Below are 21,295 nucleotides of genomic sequence, written 5' to 3' on the forward strand. Positions count from 1 at the left end.
AGGTTCAAGGTCAAGAGCACCTGCGGGCAAGGATGCTGCCCGGGTGCCTCTCTGCCTTGCGGTCGAGGTGCGCGCAGGCAAGGGTCTTGCCCCATGGACATCCGCCGCATCGGCTCGCCGGACCCGGTCCTCGCGGCCGGCCACCTCTTCGACGACCCGCCCCGTCCTTCGTTCACCGAGCGCTTCCTCGCCTCCGAAGGGCACCACCTGCTGATCGCGTACGTCGACGAGGAGCCGGCGGGCATGGTGACGGGGGTGGAGATGACGCACCCGGACAAGGGCACGGAGATGTTCCTGTACGAGCTGGGGGTCGACGAGCCGTTCCAGGGCCGCGGGATCGGCCGGGCCCTGGTGACGGCGCTGGCGGACCTGGCCCGGGAGCGCGGCTGCTACGGCATGTGGGTGGTGACGGAGGGGGACAACGCCGCGGCCGAGGCCACGTACCGCCGGGCAGGTGGGACGGCCGAGAAGGGGCAGACTGTGCTGGCGTGGACCTTCGGCCAACCCGAGCCGGCTCCCTGATCACCCGAGCCGACCCTCCAGGTGCCGGAACTCGCGTGACCTGATCCGAAACTCGCGTGATCAAAGCCGGAACTCGCGTGATTGAAGGCGGAACTCGCGTGATTGGCGGGGCATCTCGCGTGATTGGCGGGGCGACACGGCCTTCAGCCCAGGACCGAGCCCGGTAGTTCCTCGAAGATCAACCACGTCCGCGTCGACCGGACGCCTTCCAGGGCCTGCAGCCGCTCCAGGACCACGTCTCTCAGTGTCGTGTTGTCGGGTGTCCGGACCAGCAGCAGGATGTCGAAGTCGCCGCCCACCAGCGCGACGTGGTCGACGTACGGGATCTCGTGGAGGTCCGTCGCCATCGTGCGCCAGGAGGTCTGCTCCACCGTCACCATGATGTACGCGCTCGTGCCCAGCCCCGCCCGGCGCGGATCGATGCGGGCGCCGAAGCCCGTGATGACCCCCTCCGCCATGAGCCGCTCCAGGCGCGCGTACGCGTTCGTGCGCGAGATGTGCAGGCGCTCCGCCAGTGCGCGGACCGCCAAGCGGCCGTCCGTGGCCAGCTCCGCCAGCATCGCCCGGTCGACGTCGTCGAGGGCCGGGACCGTTCGTCCCGAGAGGCCGGTCACAGTCGGGACGGCGGAGGACGTTTGGTCCGCAAGAGACCCCGGCGAAGGCCGTTTGTCGCTCATTTTCGCCAACCCTTGTACACAACACCGCCGAGAACGACCATTTCAGCATCATATGTCTGCGAGAGGCGGTGCGCGTCATGGCTCAAGAGACACTGTTGCCGTCCGCGGCCCAGGTGCGGTTCGTCGCCGAGGACGGAACCCGCGCCGACCAGCACGGCGACTACGTCGAACCCGCCGAAGACCGGCTCAAGGAGGCCTACCGGCTGATGGTCCTCGGCCGCCGGTTCGACGTTCAGGCGACCGCGCTCACCAAGCAGGGCCGCCTCGCCGTCTACCCGTCGAGCGCCGGTCAGGAGGCCTGCCAGGTCGCCGCCGCGCTGGTCCTCGAAAAGAAGGACTGGCTCTTCCCCACCTACCGCGACTCGGTCGCCCTCATCGCGCGCGGCCTGAAGCCCGGCGAAGTGCTGACGCTGCTTCGCGGCGACGCGCACTGCGGCTACAACCCCGCCGAGACGCGCGTAGCGCCCCAGTGCACTCCGCTCGCGACGCAGACTCTGCACGCGGTGGGGCTGGCCCACGCCCTGCGGCGACGCGGCGAAGACGCCGTCGCGCTCGCGCTCATCGGGGACGGCGCCACGAGCGAAGGCGACTTCCACGAAGCGCTCAACTTCGCGGCCGTCTTCAAGGCGCCCACGGTGTTCTTCGTGCAGAACAACCGCTATGCCATTTCGGTGCCGTTCGAGAAGCAGAGCGCCGCGCCCGCGTTGGCGTACAAGGGAATCGGCTACGGCATGCGCTCGGAGCAGGTCGACGGCAACGACGCCGTAGCGGTCCTCGCCGTGCTCGGCGACGCCGTCCGGCACGCCCGCGAAGGCCGTGGCCCGGTGCTCGTCGAGGCACACACCTACCGCATCGACGCCCACACCAACGCCGACGACGCCACCCGCTACCGCGACGCCGAAGAAGTCGCGAAGTGGCGCGAAGCGGACCCGCTCAAGCGGCTCGAGACCTACCTCAAGGCTCGGAAAACCTTGCAGGACCACGAAATCGAACAGTTCCACCAGGACGCCGAAACCTTCGCCCATACCGTCCGGGACACCCTGAACACCGAACCCGAGCTCGACCCGATGTCGCTGTTCGACCACGTCTACGCCGAGCCGACCCGGCAGCTGGCCGCCCAGCGGGCCATGGTCGCCGCGGAACTGGAGGCCTGATGACGACCACGATGGCGCAGGCGCTCAACGCGGCGCTGCGCGACGCGCTCAAGGACGACGACCGGGTGCTCGTGTTCGGCGAGGACGTCGGCGCGCTCGGCGGCGTCTTCCGGATCACCGACGGCATCACCGCCGACTTCGGCGAGGACCGCTGCTTCGACACGCCGCTGGCCGAGTCCGGCATCGTCGGGTTCGCCGTCGGGATGGCGATGGGCGGGTTCCGGCCGGTCGTCGAGATGCAGTTCGACGCCTTCGCCTACCCGGCGTTCGAGCAGATCACCTCGCACGTCGCGAAGCTGCGCAACCGCACCCGCGGCGCGCTCTCGCTGCCGATGGTGATCCGCATTCCCTACGCCGGCGGCATCGGCGGCGTCGAGCACCACTGCGACTCCAGCGAGGCTTACTACACGCACACGCCGGGCCTGCGCGTCGTCACGCCGGGCACCGCGCAGGACGCGTACGACCTGCTTCGCGACGCCATCGAATCGCCGGATCCGGTGATCTTCCTCGAACCGAAGTGCCGCTACTGGTCGAGTGAGAACGTCACCTTCACCCGCAGCGGCCCGGCGATGGACCGGGCCGTGGTCCGGCGCCAGGGCAAGGACGTCACGCTCATCGCGTACGGCCCGATGGTCGCCACCGCGATGGAGACCGCCGAAGCCGCGACGGCCGAGGGCTGGGACGTCGAGGTCGTCGACCTGCGCTCGCTGTCCCCGTTCGACGACGAGACCGTGACGGCTTCCGTGCGCCGCACCGGGCGGGCGGTGGTGATCCACGAGGCCGCCGGCTTCGGCGGGTACGGCGCCGAGGTCGTCGCGCGCGTCACCGAGCAGTGCTTCCACCAGCTGCACGCGCCGGTGCTGCGGGTGACCGGGCTCGACATCCCGTACCCGGCGCCGAAGCTCGAGCGCCACCAGCTGCCCGACGTCGACCGGATCCTCGACACGATCGCGCGCCTGCAGTGGGCCGACACACCGGTGGTGGCCGGTGCCTGACTTCCTGCTGCCGGACCTCGGCGAAGGCCTGACCGAGGCGGCCATCCTGAACTGGCGCGTGAACGTCGGCGACACGGTCACCGTCGACCAGGTCGTCGTCGAGGTCGAGACGGCGAAGGCGGCGGTCGAGGTGCCGGTGCCGTTCGCCGGCGTGGTGTCCGCGCTGCACGGCGAGCCGGGGCAGCTGCTGCCGGTCGGCGCGCCGCTGCTGTCCGTCGGCGGGTTCGCCGAACCCGGCGTGACGACGTCTTCCGGCAGCGGCAACGTCCTCATCGGGTACGGCACCGCGCCGGCGACCCGGCGCAAGCGCTCGCGGCGCCCGGTGAGCACCACGGCGCCGTCGCCCGCCCGGCCGAAGCAGGCGCCCGGCGTGATCTCGCCGTTCGTCCGGAAACTGGCCGCGGACAACGGGATCGACCTCGCGAAGGTCACCCCCACTGGCGCGGACGGCATCATCCGCCGCGCCGACGTCGAGGCGGCGCTGAAGAAGCCCGTCGCGAACGGCGAGCGGATCCCGCTGACCGGGGTGCGCAAGGCCGTGGCGGACAAGCTCGCCACGTCCCGGCGGGAGATCCCCGAGGCAACCGTCTGGGTGGACGTCGATGCGACCGAGCTGGTCGCCGCCCGCGCGGCGTTGAACGCCAAGGCGGACCGGCCGGTCAGCCTGCTCGGCCTGATCGCGCGCTTCGCCGTCGCGGGGCTGAAGAAACACCCGGAGCTGAACTCGCGCGTCGAGGGCGACGAGATCGTCCTGCTGGACAAGATCCACCTCGGCTTCGCCGCGCAGACCGACCGCGGCCTGGTTGTGCCGGTCGTGCGGGACGCGGGGGAGCTGTCCACCCGGGACCTCTCGGCCGCGATCGGCGACCGCGCCCGCACCGCGCGCGACGGCAAGCTCGTGCCCGCGGACCTCACCGGCGGCACCTTCACCGTGAACAACTACGGCGTCTTCGGCGTCGACGGCTCGGCCGCGATCATCAACCACCCCGAGGCCGCGATCCTCGGCATCGGCCGGATCATCGACCGGCCGTGGGTGGTCGACGGCGCACTGGCGGTCAGGAAGGTCTGCGAGCTGACGCTGGCCTTCGACCACCGCGTCTGCGACGGCGGCACGGCGGGCGGGTTCCTGCGGTTCGTCGCGGACTGCGTCGAGTCGCCGGTCACCGCCCTCGGTGACCTGTAACGACTCACCGGCCGCATTGGCCGGTGGTGACGGTCCTGGCACTTAAAGTGTTCGCGTGACGACTCCAGCCCAGCACGACCGGGACCAGGCGGAAGCCCGCGTGGGCCGGCTCAAGCAGGACCTGCGGGACGGGCTGGCGACCCCGCCGGGCGACGTCGGATCGATGGACGAGCTCGTCGCGACGGCCCACCGGCTGCTCGACGCCGAGCAGGCGTTCGACGAGGCCCGGCACCGGCTCGCCAACGCCGAGCTCGAGTCCCGGCACGCGGCGACGCAGCGCGCGGTCGTCTGGTTCGCGGCCGCGCCGTCGCTGGTGCCGCTGGTCGCCGGCGCGCTGGTGCTGTTCGAGGTGCTCTCGCCGCTGTGGCTGTTCGCGCTGGTCCCGCTGTTCGCCGCGGGCCTGTGGATCGGCTTCGGCCCGGTCCGCCGGGTCGGCGACGTGATCCGCGAGCGGACGCGGGCCGCGTGGGCGGGCAGCGTCACGGCCGGGCTGCTGGTACTGGCGCTGGTGCCGTGGGCCGGGTCGGTCGTCTGCACGATCCTGACGGCGCTGGGCGTCGCGGCCACGGCCGCGCTGCTGTGGCGGGAAAGCCGGGTCCCGTGAGCCACGGCTACGCGACCTACGGCGACGATCCGGAGTTCACGCGGGAGTACCCCGAGCGGGCCGACTCGACCCGTCGCGATATCGACGAGCTGTTCGCGGCGGTCGACGGGCTGCGCACGGCCGTCGAGGACACCGACGAGCGCTTGCGCCGGGACGTCGCCGACCTGACCGAGCGGCTCGAAAGCGGCGGCGGGCGCGGGCAGCAGGACCGCCTCGACCTGCTCGGCAGGCAGCTGGAGCGGTTGCAGCAGCAGGTCCGGGTCCTGGAGCGCGCGGTGCGCGTGGCGGACGGGGTGCCGCAGGCGGACCTCGACGACGTCGGCGCGGAGACGCGGGCGCTCGCGGCGGAGGCGGCGCGGTGGGACGACCTGCACAAGGAGCTCGTCACGAAGGAGCAGCGGGCCCGGTACGCGGAGGAGATCGCGCACCTGGACGCGGCGCGCGGGGCGCTTTCCCGGTGTGATGCCGACCTGCTGGACGTCATCGCGGTCCTGGCGTCGACGGACCGCGCGTCCCGGGCGCGCGGGGACACGGAGTCACGGCTGCGCGCGCTGACGACCCGGCGCCGGACGTTGCTGGACGAAGAGATCCCGGCGGCCGCGGCCGCGGCGGAGAAGGCGCGGCTGGCGTTGCGCGAGGCGGACGCGGTCGAGGCGCGGGTGGTACCCCAGCTGGAGCGCGCCGAGCGAGCGTGGCACGACCTGCAGGTGCGGCTGCGGACCCGGATCGCCGACGCGCTGGGCGCGAACGTCCTGCTGCCGGCGTGGTTCGGGAACGCTCTGGGCGTCGCCCCGCCGTCCGGGACATCCGGAGACGCCTGGATCCGGACGGCCGCGTCGGTGCTGGCCTACCGGGTGACGTTCGGGGTCACCGATCCGGCCTTGCCGCTGGGCCCGCCGGCCCCGGATGACGCGGACACGACGGAACGCCGCTGGACCTGGCGAGCTCGTCTGGAGTCGGATCTGGACGACCTCGCGCTGTGAAGATCCCGCACACACGTGCCAGAAGCCGGATCTCGCGTGATTGAAGCCGGATCTCGCGTGATCGGGAACGGATCTCGCGAGATGCCCGTTCGGGTCAGGCGCGCAGGGCTGTTTCCAGCCGGCGGTGCAGGTCGCCGAGGCGGGTTCGGCCGGGTTTGCCCGGTGGGAAGCGGCGGAGGATTTCGCTTACTTCGGGCGGGGCTTGGTCCAGGGCCCAGCGGACCTCGGCTTCCGCGTCGCCGCCGGACAGCTCGCGGGCCAACGCCGCCTGCTGTGCCGGGCCGACGATGTGCTTCACCTGGTGCGGCGACTCCAGCGGGTGCAGGTAGGCCGCGCCGGCCGCGCCCACGGCCGCGCGGGCGGCCGCCGAAGCCGCCGGATCGGCCAGCTCGCCCGCCGCCGCCAAGGCGTCCCACGCCGCCGTGCGCAGGGCCTTGGTGCGAGGACCACCCGAAGCGAACTCCCGCGCCGCCGCGATCGCCGATGCCGGGCGTGGGTCGTCCGGGATCAACGGCAGGACCCGTGCGGCGCAGGCTGCGGCCCAGCCCGTCAACGCCCGCAGCTCGTCAAGACTCAGCTCCATGCGGGTGAAGCGTATCCTTGAACACTCGGTTGAGACTTTCAGACGACGGCCGGGCGACGCAGGGCTTGCCGCCGGAGGCGGTTGAACAGCTTCGCGTTGTTCAGGGCGAAGACGCCGACCGTCGCGCCGTCCCGCGAGAACGTGGCCACGAACGATGACGACGAAGGATCCCCGTCCACGTACGAAAGCGTGTCGCCGGGACGGGGGTGCCCGGCCAGCTGCAACGTGCCCGAATACTGGTCCGACCAGACGTACCCGCTGGGCAGGTAGGTCCGCGCGCTGTGCCCGGCCAGCAGGTTGGCCACCGCGACCGGTGCCTGCTCGGACGCATTTGTCCAGTGCTCGTGCCGCCGTCCCCCGTACCGGGCCACGTCGCCCACCGCCACCACCTGGGGCAGGTCCGTGACCAGCCCCGTGTCGGTGTGGACGCCGTTGCCGACCTGCAAACCCGAGCCCGCCAGCCACTCGGTCGACGGCGTCATCCCGACGCCCGTCACGACCACGTCGGCCGGGACGAGGGCGCCGGAAGCCAGCTCGACGCCGGCCGGGGAGACTCCGGAAACCTGGACGCCGCAGCGCAGGTCCGTGCCGTGGTCGAGGTGCAGGCGGGCGCAGACCGCCGCCAGTTCCGGGCCCAGCACCGGCTCCAGCGGGGCGGCCAGAGCTTCCAGGACGACCACGTCGAGGCCGAGCGAACGGCACGTCGAGGCCACCTCGGCCCCGATGAACCCGGCGCCGACGATGACCACGCGGGCTCCGGGGACCAAGGCCGCGCGCAAAGCGCAGGCGTCGTCGAGGGTCCGCAGCGTGTGGGCGCCCTCGAAGCCCGGCAGCGTGCGCGCGCGGCCGCCGGTGGCGATCACGACGCCGTCCGCGTGCACCGACGTGCCGTCCGAGAGCAGCACGCGCCGGTCGGCCGGTTCCAGCGCCGTCGCCCGGACGCCGAGCCGGAAGTCCAAGGCCAGGGCCGCCAGGTCGCCGGCGTCGAGCAGGTCCAGCGACTCGCGCGACGTCGTTCCGGCGAGGAAGCCCTTGGACAGCGGAGGCCGGTCGTAGGGCAGGTGCGGCTCGTCGCCGATCAGCACGACGCCGCCGTCGTAGCCCTGCGCGCGCAGCTCCTGCGCGGCGCGGACCCCGGCGAGCGAGGCGCCGACGACCGCGACGCGCTTCACGCGGCGTCCTCGGCGGCGACGCCCTGAACGTAGATGACGCCGTCGTCGACGACCACGGAGTAGGTCCGCACCGGCTCCTTCGCCGGCAGGCAGGTCGGCATGCCGGTGCGCAGGTCGAACAGCGCCGCGTGCAGCGGGCACTCGACGAAGCAGCCTTCGAGCCAGCCGTCGGCCAGGGAGGCGTCCTGGTGGGTGCACGTGTCGTCGATGGCGTACAGCTCGCCGTCCTCGGTGTTGAACACCGCGATGGCGGGACTGCCGGGAATCCGGACGGACTCGCCAGGGGGCAGTTCATCGACTGTGCACGCGCGAATCATGCCGCCTCCACTGAAACATCTCAAAGCGTGTTGCGCATTGGGGAACCTAGACTGTGATACGCAACAAGTCTGAATCCGGTCCTGGGCCGCGTCAAGAGGTACGCCCGGGTAGTTTTCGTTACCGGGTAACGAAGAACGCGGACACGCCGGAGCGCCCGCACCGGGGATGGTGGTACGGGCGCTCCAGAACCGGAAAGGGCTACTTCGCGGCGGCTTCCCCGTGCCGGTAGAACGGCAGCTTGATCGGGGCGAGCGGGGTGTTGCCGAGGATCAGGTCGGCGGCCTTCTCGGCGGTCATCATCACCGGGGCGTAGATGTTGCCGTTCGGGATGTAGGGCATGACCGACGCGTCGACGACGCGCAGGCCCTCGGTGCCGTGCACGCCCATCGTCCGCGGGTCGACGACGGAGTTCTCGTCGACGCCCATCTTCGTCGTGCACGACGGGTGCAGCGCGGTCTCGGCGTCCTTGGCGACCCAGTCGAGGATCTCCTCGTCCGTCTCCACGGACGGCCCCGGCGAGATCTCCCCGCCGTTGTACGGCTCCAGCGCGGCCTGGTTGAGGATCTTCCGCGCCACCCGAACGGCCTCGACCCACTCGCGGCGATCGGATTGGGTCGACAGGTAGTTGAACTTGAGCGCGGGGTGCTGCCTCGGGTCGGTCGAGGTGATCTTCACCGTGCCGCGGGTGTCGGCGTACATCGGGCCGACGTGCACCTGGTAGCCGTGCCCTTCCGTGGGCGCCGAGCCGTCGTAGCGGATCGCCACGGGCAGGAAGTGGAACATCAGGTTCGGGTAGGCGACCTCGTCGTTGGACCGGGCGAACCCGCCGCCCTCGAAGTGGTTGGTCGCGGCCGGCCCGGAGCGCAGGAACAGCCACTGCGCGCCGATGTAGGGCCGCTTCCACTTCGCCAGCGACGGCTGCATGGACACCGGCTGCTTGCAGGCGTACTGGATGTACACCTCCAGGTGGTCCTGCAGGTTCTCGCCGACGCCCGGCAGGTCCTTCACGACGTCGATGCCGAGCCGCTCCAGCTCCGCGGCGTTGCCGACGCCGGAGAGCTGGAGCAGCTGCGGCGTGTTGATCGCGCCGCCGCAGAGGATGATCTCCTTGCCGTACACCTCACCCGGCACGCCGCGGCCTTGCGCGTATTCGACGCCGACCGCGCGGGTGCCGTCGAAGAGGATCTGCGAGACGAACGCGTGCGTCTTGACCGTGAGGTTGGGCCGGTTCATCACCGGGTGCAGGTACGCGCCGGCGGCGGACAGCCGCCGTCCTTTTCGGACGTTCCGGTCGAACGGCGCGAAACCCTCCTGCCGGTAGCCGTTGACGTCGTCGGTCCGCGGGTAGCCCGCCTGCTCGGCGGCGTCGAAGAAGGCGGTGAACAACGGGTTCGAAGCCGGGCCGCGTTCCAGTTCGAGTGGCCCGTCGTGCCCGCGCCATTGCCCGTCCGGCGGGTCCGCGAGGCAGTTCTCCATGCGCTGGAAGTACGGCAGGCAGTGCGCGTAGTCCCAAGTGGACATGCCGGGGTCGCTCGCCCAGCGCTCGTAGTCCATCGGGTTGCCGCGCTGGAAGATCATCCCGTTGATGCTGGACGACCCGCCGAGCACCTTGCCGCGCGCGTGGTAGATGCGACGGCGGTTCATGTACGGCTCGGGCTCACTGCGGTAGCCCCAGTCGTAGAACTTCGACCCGATGGGGAAGGTCAGCGCGGCCGGCATGTGGATGAAGACGTCCCACTTGAAGTCGGACCGGCCGGCCTCCAGGACGAGGACCTTGTTCGACGGGTCGGCGGACAGCCGGTTCGCCAGTGCGCAGCCCGCCGAACCACCGCCGACGATGACGAAGTCGTAGCTTTCATTCATGCGTCCTCCTCAGCCGGGCAGCGAATCCGGGGCGGTGTCGGGCATGTGTTCGGGGCTGGTGTGTGCCGAGCCCCAGGTGTGCCGCCGGACGTACAGCATTGTCGCGCCGACGACCACGATCAGCCCGGTGACGATCACCGCGCCCCACTGGAAGTACCAGTGGTCGGAGCCGTAGACCTCGGCTCGCGGCCAGATCAGGTTGATCGTCATGGCGGCGCCGTAGAGCACCGCGACCAGGTTCACGAACGTGCCCCAGCGGCCGAGCTTGAAGTACGGGCCGTGCTCCGGACGCGGCCACTGCCCGCGCAGGCGGCGCAGCAGCAGCGGGCCGGTGACCATCAGGTAGGGGATGTAGAACAGGATGATCGCGGTCGAGGTCAGGATGAAGAACGCCCGCTGGTTGCCCAGGTTGATCAGCAGCACGACGACGGTGAGCCCGCCCGTGATCAGCGCGGGCAGGATCGGGGTCTTGGACCGCGGCGACACCTTCGCCATCGCCTTGCTGAACGGCAGCCTGCCGTCGCGGGCCATCGCCCACGCCATCCGGATCGCCGCGGTCTGCACGGCGAGGCAGCACACGGTGATCGCGATCGCCGAGCAGATCAGGAAGGCGTCGCCCAAGCCGGTGCCGAGCGTGCTCTTCAGCAGGTAGGGCATGCCGGACGTGCTCAGCTCCTCGGCGTTGATGTCGCCGACGGCCATCATGCCGACCAGCATCACCAGGCCGCCGACGATGAACGACGCCGTGATCGCCCGCAGGATCGCGCGCGGCGCGTGCTTGCGCGGCTGGGTCGTCTCCTCGGAGAGCGAACCCGCGGTGTCGAAGCCGTAGAAGACGTACGCGCTCATCAGCGACGCCACGAGGAACGCCCCGAGGTACCCGAGTGAATGCCCCTCGCCCGTGCCGTGCGTCTCCAGCACTACCTGCGGGCCGCGCTTGATGTGCACGGCCAGCGCGATGATCAGCAGGATGACCGCGGACAGTTCCACCGCGACGCCGAAGTTGTTGATCTTCGCCATCAGCCGGACGCCGATGATGTTCACGATCGTGGCGAACACGACCAGCACGAGGGCCAAGATGATCGCGTTCTGCGCGCCACCTGGCGTCGACGTCAGGCCGGCGTCGGAGTCGCTGCCGACGATCTGGAACGCGGTCGAGACCTGCGGCAGGATGATCTGGTAGGCGACCGCGACGGCCGCCGCCGTCACGATCGCGCCGATGATCATGATCCAGCCGGCCAGCCACGACGTCGTGGGCTTCGCGATCTGCTTGGCCCACTGGTACACCGACCCGGCGAGCGGGAACTGCCCGGCGAGCTCGGCGAAGCACAGGGCGACGGCGAGCTGGCCGAGGAAGACCAGCGGCCACGTCCAGATGAACGCCGGCCCGCCTGAGGCGAAGCCGAAGAAGAACAGCTGGAACACGCCGGTCAGGATGGAGATGTAGCTGAACCCGGCGGCGAAGCTGGAGAACGATCCGAGCGAGCGCTCGAGTTCCTGGCGGTAGCCGAACTTCTCGAGTTCGGAGCTGTCGTCCGGAGCAGGCCCCCCGCCCGCCGGTATTTCCTGAGTGGTCATGGCAGCGTCCTTAGTGTCACAGTCTCACGTGGTGGGGGACGGGGAATCAGCCTTTGAACCAGTGCTGCGGAACGGGATCGATGTTCTGGTAGATGTGCTTGCTCTCCTGGTATTCGGCCAGCCCGGACGGCCCGAGTTCGCGGCCGATGCCCGATTTGCCGAAACCACCCCACTCCGCCTGGGGCAGGTAGGGGTGGTAGTCGTTGATCCACACGGTGCCGTGGCGCAGGGCCCCGGCGACGCGCTGGGCGCGGGACGCGTCGGACGTCCACACGGACCCGGCGAGCCCGTACTCGGTGTCGTTGGCCAGTGCGATCGCCTCGGCCTCTTCGGTGAAGCGTTCCACGGTGACGACCGGGCCGAAGACCTCTTCCCGGACGATCGCCATTTCCCTGGTGCAGCCGGAGAACACGGTCGGCCGGAGGAAGAAACCGCCTTCGTACTCGGCTCCTTCCGGGCGTCCGCCGCCCGCGCGCAGGGTCGCCCCCGCTTCGATCGCCCCTTGGATGTAGGCCTCGACCTTGGCGCGGTGCTGCGCGGACACGAGCGGACCCGTTTCGGTCGCGGGGTCGAGCCCGCCGCCGACCCGGATCCGGTCGGCGCGCGCGGCGAGGTCGGCGACGAAGCGGTCATGGATTCCATCTTGGACGATCAGCCGCGCACCCGCCGAACAGACCTGTCCGGAATGGACAAACGCCGCCATCAGGGCGTAGTCGAGGGCCGTGTCGTAGTCGGCGTCGGCGAAGACCACGTTCGGGTTCTTGCCGCCGAGCTCGAGGGCGATCCGGCGGACGCCCTTCGCGGCGGCGGTCATGATCTTCTCGCCGGTCGCGTAGCCGCCGGTGAAGGAGACCAGGTCGACGGCCGGGTGCTCGACCATCGCCGCGCCGACGTGGCCCGGGCCGAGCAGGAGGTTGACGACGCCGGGCGGCGCGCCGGCCTCCTCGAGGAGTGCGACCAGCTTGATCGTGGTCAGCGGGGTGACTTCGCTGGGCTTGAGCACGACGGTGTTGCCCGCGGCGAGGGCGGGCGCGACCTTCCAGGACATCTGGAGCAGCGGGTAGTTCCACGGCGCGATCAGCGCGCAGACGCCGACCGGTTCGTGCACGATCCGGCTGACCACGGCCGGGCTGCCGGCGTCGACCATCCGTCCGGCGTCCTTGCCGGCGAGATCGGCGTAGTAGCGGAAGACGTTCGTCACGTCGTCGATGTCGATGCGGCCTTCGCCCAGCGTCTTGCCGGTGTCGAGGCTCTCGGTGCGGGCCAGCTCCTCGCGGTCGCGGACCAGGAGGTCGGCGGTCTTCCGGAGCAGCGCGCCGCGCTCGGTGGCGGTGGTGCCTCGCCACGGGCCTTCGTCGAAGGCCCTGCGCGCGGCTCTGACGGCGGCGTCGACCTCCTCGCGGCCCGCTTCGGCGACGGTCTCGATGGCCTCGCCGGTGGCGGGGTTCAGCACGTCGGAGTGGGTGCCGGCGGCGGCGTCCGCCCAGACTCCGTCGATGTAGAGGTCCTTCACGGGCGCCCCTTCCGGATCGGTAGTGGCTGCTCGGTGCCTTGAGTGCGTACATTTGTACGCGAAGCGTGTACAGATGTCCACAAGGGGGCTCGACACCGATGTCGAACAACGATGCCGCGGCGACCCGCCGCCGTGGCCCGAACGATCCGGAACGGCGCGCGCGGATCGCCAAGGCGGCGATCGAAGTGGTCGCCCAGCGGGGGATCGACGGCGTCACGCACCGCGCGGTCGCGGCCGCGGCGGGGGTGCCGCTGGGCTCGACGACCTACCACTTCGCGACCCTGGACGATCTCCTCGAGGTCGCGCTGTCCGAGGCGGCCGCGAAGAACGTCCGTGCGCTGAAGGAGTGGGAGTCCGCGCTCCCGCCGGACGCCGACTTCGCCGCCGCGCTCGCCGACCTGGTGATGGGCTACATCAACGAGCAGTACCGCGACACCGTCGTCGAGTACGACCTGTACGTCGCGGCCCTGCACCGGCCCCGGCTCCGCAAGGCGAGCGCGGCCTGGGACGACGCGCTCATCGCGTTCTTCGGCTCCCGCACCGACCCCCTGACCGGCCGTCTCCTCGCCGGCCTGTTCTGCGGCCTCCTGATGCAGGCGGCCCTGGCCGACCCCCGCCCCACCCTCGAGGAGATCGAAGCCCTCTTCCGCCGGGCCATCCACGGCCCCGCTTCCCGTAACTCGCGTGATTGAACCCGTAACTCGCGTGATGGGGGCCGTAACTCGCGAGTTACGGCCCCCATCACGCGAGATCGGCTTCTGATCACGCGGGTTACGGCTCCGGTCACGCCGCATGGGTGAGATACCTGGGGTCACTGAAAAACGTGGGTTGACATGGGTCTTGGGGGCCAGTCACTCTGTTCCGGAGTGAGCAACTAGACGCGTCTTGCGCAACTACTCCCGTTCCGTCCGCGGAGAGGACCACGCCGGTGACCACAACCGATCTTCCGCCGAGCCTGCTCGCCACGCTGCCCGGCACCTTCTACACCGATCCGGCGATCTTCGCGCTGGAGCAGGCGAAGATCTTCGAGGCCGACTGGTTCTGCGCCGTGCGCAGCGCCGACCTGCCGGACCCCGGCTCGTTCGAGACCGTGCAGATCGGCAAGGAGAGCGTGCTGGTCGCGCGGGGCCGGGATGGCAAGCTCACCGCGTTCCTCAATGTCTGCCGCCACCGCGGCGCCCGGCTCTGCACCGACGACTCGGGCACCGTCAAGCGCGCCTTCCAGTGTCCGTACCACGCCTGGACGTACGGCCTGGACGGCAAGCTGATCGCCGCGCCGAACCTCACCGGGATGCCGGACGTCGACCGCACCGCGTTCGGCCTGACGAAGGTCCACCTGCGCGAGTGGCTCGGCTACGCCTGGGTCTGCCTGGCCGACGAGCCGCCGTCGTTCGAGGAGACCGTCGTCGGCGCGGTCACCGAACGCCTGGGCGGCGCCCGGGAGATCGACGCCTACGGCGTCGACGGTCTCGCTCTCGGCAAGCGCATCGAGTACGACGTGAAGGCGAACTGGAAACAGATCATCGAGAACTTCATGGAGTGCTACCACTGCGCGACGATCCACCCGGAGCTCACCGAAGTGCTGCCGGAGTTCGCCGACGGTTACGCCGCGCAGTACTACGTCGGCCACGGCGCGGAGTTCGGCGGCGAGATCAAGGGCTTCACCATCGACGGCGGCGAAGGCGTCGACCGGCTCCCCGGTGTCACCGAGGCGCAGGACCGCAAGTACTACGCCATCACCATCCGGCCGCAGGTGTTCGTCAACCTCGTGCCCGACCACGTGATCCTCCACCGGATGTTCCCGCTGGCCCCCGACCGGACGCTGGTGCGCTGCGACTGGCTGTACCTGCCCGAAGTGGTCGAGTCGGGCCGGGACCTCTCCCGCTCGGTCGAGCTGTTCCACCGCGTCAACCTGCAGGACTTCGAGGCGTGCGAACGTTGCCAGCTGGCGATGGACTCGCGCTCGTACGCGCGCGGCGGCGTGCTCGTGCCGAGCGAACACCACATCGGCGCGTTCCACGACTGGGTCAAGACCCGGCTGGAACTCTAGATCAACGCGCGGATCGCCTTCTCGAAGCCGGTGACGTGCTCGAGGGTGAGGGCGGCGGCCTTCTCGGCGTCACCCTCGATGATCGCGGTGAGGAGCGGGACGTGCTCGTCGACGTGGCCGGCCATCCCGGACAGCCGGGGCACGAACACGCACCAGATCCGGGTCGCGAGGTTGTCGTACCGGATCAGCGTGTCCTCAAGGAACGGGTTGTGCACGCACCGGTAGATCGCCCGGTGCAGGGCGAGGTCGGTGCGCAGCAGCGCGGCGTTGTCCCCGCTGGGGACGCCGGCGTCGAGCTGCGCGCGCAGCTCGGTGAGCGTGGCCCGGTCGGCGGGGGTGGCGCGCCCGGCCGCGGCGGCCGTGGCCATCGGCTCGAGCGTGCGCCGCACCTCGGAGATGTGCGCGAGGTCGGAGATGTTGACGTCGGTGGCGAACGTCCCGCGCCGGGGATAGGCGACGACCAGGCGTTCGGACTCGAGGCGTTTCAGTGCCTCGCGGATCGGCGTGCGGCCCATGCCGAGCGTGGTGCCGAGCCACTCCTCGTTGATCGGGTCGCCCGGCCGGATGTCCAGCATGACGAGCTGGTCGCGGATGAAGAGATACGCCTGTTCGGCCAGCGAGGGGGCATTGACCTGTGGGTTCACGCCACTTAGTCTACATCGACAATTGATATATCAGAAGTCGACCAGGAGGATACGGATGCCTCGCACCCCCGGCGCGGACCTGCCGGACCACCCGGACTTCCTCTGGCGCGACCCGGAGCCGAAGAAGGCTTACGACGTCGTCGTGGTCGGCGGCGGCGGGCACGGCCTCGCCACCGCGTACTACCTGGCCAAGGTGCACGGCATCACCGACGTGGCCGTCCTGGAGAAGGGCTGGCTCGCGGGCGGCAACATGGCCCGCAACACCACGATCATCCGCTCCAACTACCTGTGGGACGAGAGCTCCGGCATCTACGAGCACTCGCTCAAGCTGTGGGAAGGCCTCGAAGAGGACCTCGGCTACCCCATCCTGTTCAGCCAGCGCGGAGTGCTGAACCTGGCACACAGCCTGCAGGACATCCGCGACAGCGTCCGCCGCGTCGAGGCCAACAAGCTCAACGGCATCGACGCCGAATGGGTGGACACCGGCGGCGTCAAGGAACTCTGCCCGATCGTCAACACCTCGCCGGACGTCCGGTACCCGGTGCTCGGCGCGACCTACCAGCCGCGCGCGGGCATCGCGAAGCACGACTACGTGGCTTGGGGCTTCGCGCGGGCCGCCCACGAGATGGGCGTCGACCTCATCCAGAACTGCGAGGTCACCGGCATCTCCACAGTGGACGGACGGGTCACCGGCGTCGAGACGTCACGGGGCCGGATCGCGGCGGGCAAGGTGGCGCTGTGCGCCGCCGGACACACCTCCGTGCTGGCGAAAATGGTCGGCCTGGACCTGCCACTGACGTCGCACCCGTTGCAGGCGCTGGTGTCCGAGCTGCTCGAACCGATCCACCCGACGGTCGTCATGTCGAACGCCGTGCACGTCTACGTTTCCCAGGCGCACAAGGGCGAACTGGTGATGGGCGCCGGCATCGACAGCTACAACGGCTACGGCCAGCGCGGCTCGTTCCACATCATCGAGCAGCAGATGGCCGCCGCGCTGGAGCTGTTCCCGGTGTTCGCGCGGGCGCACCTGCTGCGGACGTGGGCGGGGATCGTCGACACGAGCCCGGACGCCTCGCCGATCATCGGCCTGACGCCGGTGGAGAACCTGTTCCTCAACTGCGGCTGGGGTACCGGCGGCTTCAAGGCCACCCCGGGTGTCGGGGACGTCTTCGCGGCGACCATCGCGCGCGGCAAGCCGCACGAGTACGCCGAGCCCTTCGCCCTCGACCGGTTCACCACCGGCGCCCTCGTCGACGAGCACGGCGCCGCCGCCGTCGCGCATTAGGAGCCCTTGATGCAGCTGATCCCCTGCCCGTGGTGCGGGCCGCGCGAAGAGGCCGAGTTCCACTACGGCGGCCAGGCCCACGTCGCCTACCCCGACGACCCGGCCGCACTGTCCGATGAGGACTGGGCGAAGTTCGTGTTCTTCCGCGAGAACCCGAGCGGGCCGTTCGCCGAGCGGTGGAGCCATTCCGCGGGCTGCCGCCGCTGGTTCAACGCCGTCCGCGACACCCGCACCCACGACCTCCTGGCGGTCTACCGCCTCGACGAACCCAAGCCGGTGATCCCGTGACCCGACTGCCCGACCGCGGCGACCGCATCGACCGCGGCGCCCCGCTCAAGTTCACCTTCGACGGCCGTGAGCTGACCGGCTTCCGCGGCGACACGCTGGCGTCGGCGTTGCTGGCCAACGGGATCCACCAGGTCGCGACGAGCATCAAGTACGGCCGCCCGCGCGGCATCGTCGCCGCCGGTGTCGAGGACTCGAACGCGCTGGTGCAGATCGAAAAGCCGTTCCCCGAGCCGATGCTGACCGCGACCACCGTCGAGCTGTACGACGGTCTGGTCGCGCGCGGCCTGTCCGGTCAAGGTCGCCTGGCCACCGAGCCCGACCCGGCCCGGTACGACGCCAAGCACGTGCACTGTGACGTCCTGGTCGTCGGCGCCGGATCCGCCGGTCTCGCCGCCGCCCGATCCGCGGAGGGGCGGGTGCTGCTCGTCGACGACCAGCCCGAGCCGGGCGGCGAGGTGCCGGAAGGTGTCCGGTTCCTCTCGCGGACCACGGCGTTCGGTGTCTACGACGACGGTTTCGTGCTCGCCCTGGAACGCCGTGGCGAGCCCGCCGCGCCCGAACGGATCTCGCGGCAGCGGGTCTGGCGGATCCGGGCGAAGCGGATCGTCCTCGCGACGGGCGCGCACGAGCGGCCGATCGTGTTCCCGGACAACGACCGGCCCGGCATCATGCTCGCCGGCGCCGCGCGGACGTACCTGAACCGCTACGGAGTCCTGGCCGGGCAGCGGGTGGTCGTGTTCACCACCAACGACAGCGCGTACGACGCCGCTTCCGAACTGACCGAGGCCGGGGCCGAGATCGTGCGGATCGTCGATGCTCGCGCGGGCCACGGCGTCATCGGCACCGACGGCGACGGGCACATCACCGCCGCGCACGTCGCTCCGCTGGGGTCGCTGGAGGGCGAGCGGGTGCCGTGCGACCTGCTGCTCGTGTCCGGCGGCTGGAACCCGGCCGTGCACCTGTTCAGCCAGGCCCGCGGCAAGCTCCGTTACGCGCCGGAACTCGGCGCATACGTCCCGGACGGCGATCTGCCCACCGTGAGCGTGGTCGGCGCCGCCGCCGGGGAAGGCCTGCCGGAAGCGAAGATCCTCTGGCAGGTGCCCGCCCCCGAGTCCGAAGTGGATACCCGGTTCGTCGACCAGCAGCGCGACGCGACCGTGTCGGACGTCCTGCGCGCGACCGGCGCCGGGCTGCGCTCCCTGGAGCACATCAAGCGCTACACCACGATCGGCACCGCGCACGACCAGGGCAAGACGTCCGGCATGCTCGCCGCGGGCATCACCGCCGACGCTCTCGGTGTCGACTTGTCGACCCAGCGCCCGACGACGTTCCGGCCGCCGTACACACCGGTGCCGTTCGCCGCGCTGGCCGGGCGGCACCGCGGCGACCTGCACGATCCCGTGCGCGTCACCACGATCCACCCGTGGCACGTCGAGCACGGCGCCGAGTTCGAGAACGTCGGCCAGTGGAAGCGGCCGTGGTACTACCCGCGGCCCGGCGAGACGATGCGCGAAGCCGTGCTGCGCGAGTGCCGCGCGGCTCGCAACGACGTCGCCGTGATGGACGGGTCCACCCTGGGCAAGATCGACGTCCAGGGCCCGGACGCCGGCCGGTTCCTCGACATGCTCTACACGAACATGATGAGCACCCTCAAGGTCGGCCGGATCCGGTACGGCGTGATGTGCGGCGTCGACGGGATGGTGATCGACGACGGCACCGTCATCCGCGTCGCCGAGGACCGCTTCCTGGTCACCACGACGACCGGCAACGCGGCGAAGATCCTCGACTGGATGGAGGAGTGGCTGCAGACGGAATGGCCGCACCTCACCGTCTTCGCGACGTCGGTCACCGAGCACTGGGCCACGATCCCCCTGGTCGGACCGCGCTCCCGGGAGGTGCTGAGCCGCTTGGCGCCGGGCCTCGACGTCGCAGGCGAGGCCTTCGGGTTCATGACCTGGCAGGACGCCGAAGTCGCCGGGATCAAGGCGCGGGTCTGCCGGATCAGCTTTTCCGGCGAGCTGGCCTACGAGATCAACGTCCCGTCCTGGCACGGGCTCGCGCTGTGGGAGTCCATAGTGGACGCGGGCGCCACACCGTACGGCACCGAGACCATGCACGTCCTGCGCGCCGAGAAGGGCTACCCGATCATCGGCCAGGACACCGACGGCACGGTCACCCCGCAGGATCTCGGCATGTCCTGGGTGGTGTCGAAGAAGAAGCCCGACTTCCTCGGCAAGCGGTCCTTCGCCCGCGCCGAGAACAACCGGCCCGACCGCAAGCAACTGGTCGGCCTGCTGCCCCTCGATCCGGCGGTGCTGCTGCCGGAGGGAGCGCAGATCGTCGAAAGCGATGTCGTGCCCGAGCCCCCGGTGCGGATGCTCGGCCACGTCACCTCCAGCTACGACAGCGCCGCGCTCGGCCGGACCTTCGCGCTCGCCCTGGTGCGCTCGGGCCGCGAGCGGATCGGCGAGACGCTGTACGTCCCGGTCGGGGACCAGGTGGTGCCGGTGAAAGTGACCGAGTCCGTGCTCTTCGACAAGGAAGGAGCCCGCCGTGACGGTTGACGCGGTCGAAGAACCGTTCCGCACCCAGCTCACCGTGCGCCTCCGGGAGGGGCACGCGCTGCTCGGCGTCGACCTGCCCGGGCCGTGCGGGTTCACCGCCGGCAACGGCATCGAGATCCTCTGGATGGGCCCCGACGAGTACCTCGTGCTCGCCGGACCTGGCCGCCAGGCCGAGCTGGAAGCGGCACTTTCACGGGAAAGTGGCGTCCTGGCGGTGGTGGATGTCTCGGCGCAGCGCAACGTCTTCCGGCTCACCGGGGCGCACGCGGCCGACGTGCTGGCCCACGGTTGCTCGATCGACCTGGAGAGCTCGCCGCCGGGCACCTGCGTCCAGACGCTCCTCGCGCGGACCGGAATCGTCCTCATGGTCCGGGAAGACGGCTTCACGATCCTCGTGCGCCAGTCGTTCTCGGACTACTTCACGGCATGGCTGGCCGACGCGAGCCGGGAGTACGTCTCGTGACCTTCACCTTGACCCTCAAGTGCCCGGAACGCTCGGGGATCGTCCACGCCGTCACGACGTTCCTCGTGGGGCAGGGCTGCGACATCGTCGAGCACCAGCAGTTCGACGACGACGTCCGCGGCTCGCTGTTCCTGCGCACGTCGTTCACCTGCGCCGGGACGGCGACGGTGGACGACCTCACGCACGCGTTCGCCCCGGTCGCCGGCGGCTTCGGCATGGAGTTCGAGTTCTCCGACGGGACCCCGCCGCGGGTGCTGGTGATGGTGTCGAAGTTCGGCCACTGCCTCAACGACCTGCTGTTCCGCTGGCGCGCGGGCAGCCTCGGCGCGCACATCGCGGTGGTCGTGTCGAACCACGAAGACCTGCGGCCGATGGCCGAGGCGGCGGACGTGCCGTTCGTGCACGTGCCGGTGACGCCGGAGACCAAGCCGGAGGCCGAGCAGCGGCTGCTCGACCTGGTCGGGGCGTACGAAGCCGACCTCGTCGTGCTGGCCCGGTACATGCAGGTGCTGTCCAACGACCTGTGCGTCAAGCTCGAAGGCCGCGCGATCAACATCCATCACTCGTTCCTGCCCGGCTTCAAGGGCGCCAAGCCCTATCACCAGGCCTACGACCGCGGCGTGAAGTACGTCGGCGCGACCGCGCACTACGTCACGCCCGATCTCGACGAGGGCCCGATCATCGAGCAGGAGGTCCAGCGCGTCGACCACACCCACTCGCCCCGCGAGCTGGTGACCGTCGGCCGCGACGCCGAAGCCCTCGCCCTGTCCCGCGCGGTGCGCTGGCACTGCGAACGCCGCGTCCTGCTCAACGGCAACAGCACTGTTGTTTTCAGGTAAGCCGTCTTCCGCCGGAG

At 70.4% G+C, this 21,295-nt stretch carries 21 protein-coding genes; 13 read left to right on the plus strand and 8 right to left on the minus strand.

What is annotated here, in order from left to right; genetic code table 11:
* Positions 1-93: 93 nt before the first annotated feature.
* Positions 94-522 (plus strand): GNAT family N-acetyltransferase, encoded by a 429-nt coding sequence (locus AB0M82_RS15800; RefSeq protein WP_364721978.1) that lies wholly within the window; start codon positions 94-96, stop codon positions 520-522.
* 143 nt (positions 523-665) lie between these two features.
* Here the strand turns inward: AB0M82_RS15800 and AB0M82_RS15805 are convergent, their stop codons facing one another.
* Complete coding sequence (locus AB0M82_RS15805) at positions 666-1,082, minus strand: Lrp/AsnC family transcriptional regulator (protein WP_364722040.1); 417 nt, start codon at positions 1,080-1,082, stop codon at positions 666-668.
* Between the two features lie 194 nt (positions 1,083-1,276).
* On the opposite strand from AB0M82_RS15805, the gene pdhA reads away from it, so the two are divergent.
* Genes pdhA through AB0M82_RS15830 form a run of 5 tightly spaced genes read left to right on the plus strand, consistent with a single transcriptional unit; the run spans position 1,277 to position 6,118 of the window.
* Positions 1,277-2,353 carry a pyruvate dehydrogenase (acetyl-transferring) E1 component subunit alpha gene (pdhA, locus tag AB0M82_RS15810; RefSeq protein ID WP_364721979.1) on the plus strand — a complete coding sequence of 359 codons (1,077 nt, stop codon included), beginning with the start codon at positions 1,277-1,279 and terminating at the stop codon, positions 2,351-2,353.
* The gene (locus tag AB0M82_RS15815) at positions 2,353-3,348 is read left to right on the plus strand and encodes an alpha-ketoacid dehydrogenase subunit beta (protein ID WP_364721981.1); all 996 of its coding nucleotides are present in this window, start codon (positions 2,353-2,355) and stop codon (positions 3,346-3,348) included. The genes pdhA and AB0M82_RS15815 overlap by 1 nt, the downstream gene beginning before the upstream one ends.
* Positions 3,341-4,531, plus strand: a complete 1,191-nt coding sequence (locus AB0M82_RS15820) for a dihydrolipoamide acetyltransferase family protein (RefSeq protein ID WP_364721983.1) — start codon at positions 3,341-3,343, stop codon at positions 4,529-4,531. The genes AB0M82_RS15815 and AB0M82_RS15820 overlap by 8 nt, the downstream gene beginning before the upstream one ends.
* Positions 4,532-4,586: 55 nt before the next feature.
* Positions 4,587-5,135, plus strand: coding sequence for a hypothetical protein (locus tag AB0M82_RS15825; RefSeq protein WP_364721985.1), 549 nt, complete (start codon positions 4,587-4,589; stop codon positions 5,133-5,135).
* Positions 5,132-6,118 carry a hypothetical protein gene (locus AB0M82_RS15830; RefSeq protein ID WP_364721986.1) on the plus strand — a complete coding sequence of 329 codons (987 nt, stop codon included), beginning with the start codon at positions 5,132-5,134 and terminating at the stop codon, positions 6,116-6,118. Before AB0M82_RS15825 ends, AB0M82_RS15830 begins: the two co-directional genes overlap by 4 nt.
* 94 nt (positions 6,119-6,212) lie before the next feature.
* Here the strand turns inward: AB0M82_RS15830 and AB0M82_RS15835 are convergent, their stop codons facing one another.
* From AB0M82_RS15835 to AB0M82_RS15860, 6 genes are all read right to left on the minus strand, one after another.
* Positions 6,213-6,701: a putative immunity protein gene (locus tag AB0M82_RS15835; RefSeq protein WP_364721988.1), complete on the minus strand. Its 489-nt coding sequence runs from the start codon at positions 6,699-6,701 to the stop codon at positions 6,213-6,215.
* Positions 6,702-6,739: 38 nt separating this feature from the next.
* Positions 6,740-7,873 carry an FAD-dependent oxidoreductase gene (locus AB0M82_RS15840; RefSeq protein WP_364721989.1) on the minus strand — a complete coding sequence of 378 codons (1,134 nt, stop codon included), beginning with the start codon at positions 7,871-7,873 and terminating at the stop codon, positions 6,740-6,742.
* The gene (locus AB0M82_RS15845; protein WP_364721991.1) at positions 7,870-8,190 is read right to left on the minus strand and encodes a bifunctional 3-phenylpropionate/cinnamic acid dioxygenase ferredoxin subunit; all 321 of its coding nucleotides are present in this window, start codon (positions 8,188-8,190) and stop codon (positions 7,870-7,872) included. The genes AB0M82_RS15840 and AB0M82_RS15845 overlap by 4 nt, the downstream gene beginning before the upstream one ends.
* A 199-nt stretch (positions 8,191-8,389) precedes the next feature.
* Positions 8,390-10,054, minus strand: coding sequence for a choline dehydrogenase (gene betA / locus AB0M82_RS15850; protein WP_364721993.1), 1,665 nt, complete (start codon positions 10,052-10,054; stop codon positions 8,390-8,392).
* 9 nt (positions 10,055-10,063) lie between these two features.
* Entirely contained in the window at positions 10,064-11,632 is a 1,569-nt protein-coding gene (locus tag AB0M82_RS15855; protein WP_364721995.1) for an amino acid permease, read from the minus strand.
* 46 nt (positions 11,633-11,678) lie between these two features.
* The gene (locus AB0M82_RS15860) at positions 11,679-13,145 is read right to left on the minus strand and encodes an aldehyde dehydrogenase family protein (RefSeq protein WP_364721997.1); all 1,467 of its coding nucleotides are present in this window, start codon (positions 13,143-13,145) and stop codon (positions 11,679-11,681) included.
* A 98-nt stretch (positions 13,146-13,243) separates the two neighbouring features.
* Here AB0M82_RS15860 and AB0M82_RS15865 point away from each other — a divergent pair, with 98 nt between their 5' ends.
* Together AB0M82_RS15865 and AB0M82_RS15870 are read left to right on the plus strand one after the other, a co-directional pair.
* A complete protein-coding gene (locus tag AB0M82_RS15865; protein WP_364721999.1) occupies positions 13,244-13,837 on the plus strand; it encodes a TetR family transcriptional regulator in 594 nt (197 codons plus the stop codon).
* A gap of 236 nt (positions 13,838-14,073) precedes the next feature.
* Positions 14,074-15,195, plus strand: a complete 1,122-nt coding sequence (locus tag AB0M82_RS15870) for an aromatic ring-hydroxylating dioxygenase subunit alpha (RefSeq protein WP_364722001.1) — start codon at positions 14,074-14,076, stop codon at positions 15,193-15,195.
* Here the strand turns inward: AB0M82_RS15870 and AB0M82_RS15875 are convergent.
* Positions 15,192-15,839, minus strand: a complete 648-nt coding sequence (locus AB0M82_RS15875) for a GntR family transcriptional regulator (protein WP_364722003.1) — start codon at positions 15,837-15,839, stop codon at positions 15,192-15,194. The genes AB0M82_RS15870 and AB0M82_RS15875 overlap by 4 nt on opposite strands.
* A gap of 55 nt (positions 15,840-15,894) precedes the next feature.
* Between AB0M82_RS15875 and AB0M82_RS15880 the strand changes: the two genes are divergently transcribed.
* The 5 genes from AB0M82_RS15880 to purU are packed head-to-tail and all read left to right on the plus strand — an operon-like array spanning position 15,895 to position 21,278.
* A complete protein-coding gene (locus AB0M82_RS15880) occupies positions 15,895-17,124 on the plus strand; it encodes a sarcosine oxidase subunit beta family protein (RefSeq protein WP_364722005.1) in 1,230 nt (409 codons plus the stop codon).
* A gap of 9 nt (positions 17,125-17,133) precedes the next feature.
* The gene (locus tag AB0M82_RS15885) at positions 17,134-17,412 is read left to right on the plus strand and encodes a sarcosine oxidase subunit delta (protein WP_364722007.1); all 279 of its coding nucleotides are present in this window, start codon (positions 17,134-17,136) and stop codon (positions 17,410-17,412) included.
* The gene (locus tag AB0M82_RS15890; RefSeq protein ID WP_364722008.1) at positions 17,409-19,976 is read left to right on the plus strand and encodes a 2Fe-2S iron-sulfur cluster-binding protein; all 2,568 of its coding nucleotides are present in this window, start codon (positions 17,409-17,411) and stop codon (positions 19,974-19,976) included. Before AB0M82_RS15885 ends, AB0M82_RS15890 begins: the two co-directional genes overlap by 4 nt.
* Positions 19,966-20,439 carry a sarcosine oxidase subunit gamma family protein gene (locus tag AB0M82_RS15895; protein WP_364722010.1) on the plus strand — a complete coding sequence of 158 codons (474 nt, stop codon included), beginning with the start codon at positions 19,966-19,968 and terminating at the stop codon, positions 20,437-20,439. The genes AB0M82_RS15890 and AB0M82_RS15895 overlap by 11 nt, the downstream gene beginning before the upstream one ends.
* The gene (purU, locus tag AB0M82_RS15900) at positions 20,436-21,278 is read left to right on the plus strand and encodes a formyltetrahydrofolate deformylase (protein WP_364722012.1); all 843 of its coding nucleotides are present in this window, start codon (positions 20,436-20,438) and stop codon (positions 21,276-21,278) included. The genes AB0M82_RS15895 and purU overlap by 4 nt, the downstream gene beginning before the upstream one ends.
* Positions 21,279-21,295 lie beyond the last annotated feature (17 nt).

Origin of the sequence: Amycolatopsis sp. NPDC051128 (genome assembly GCF_040682715.1) — a bacterium.
Classification (GTDB): Bacteria; Actinomycetota; Actinomycetes; order Mycobacteriales; family Pseudonocardiaceae; genus Amycolatopsis.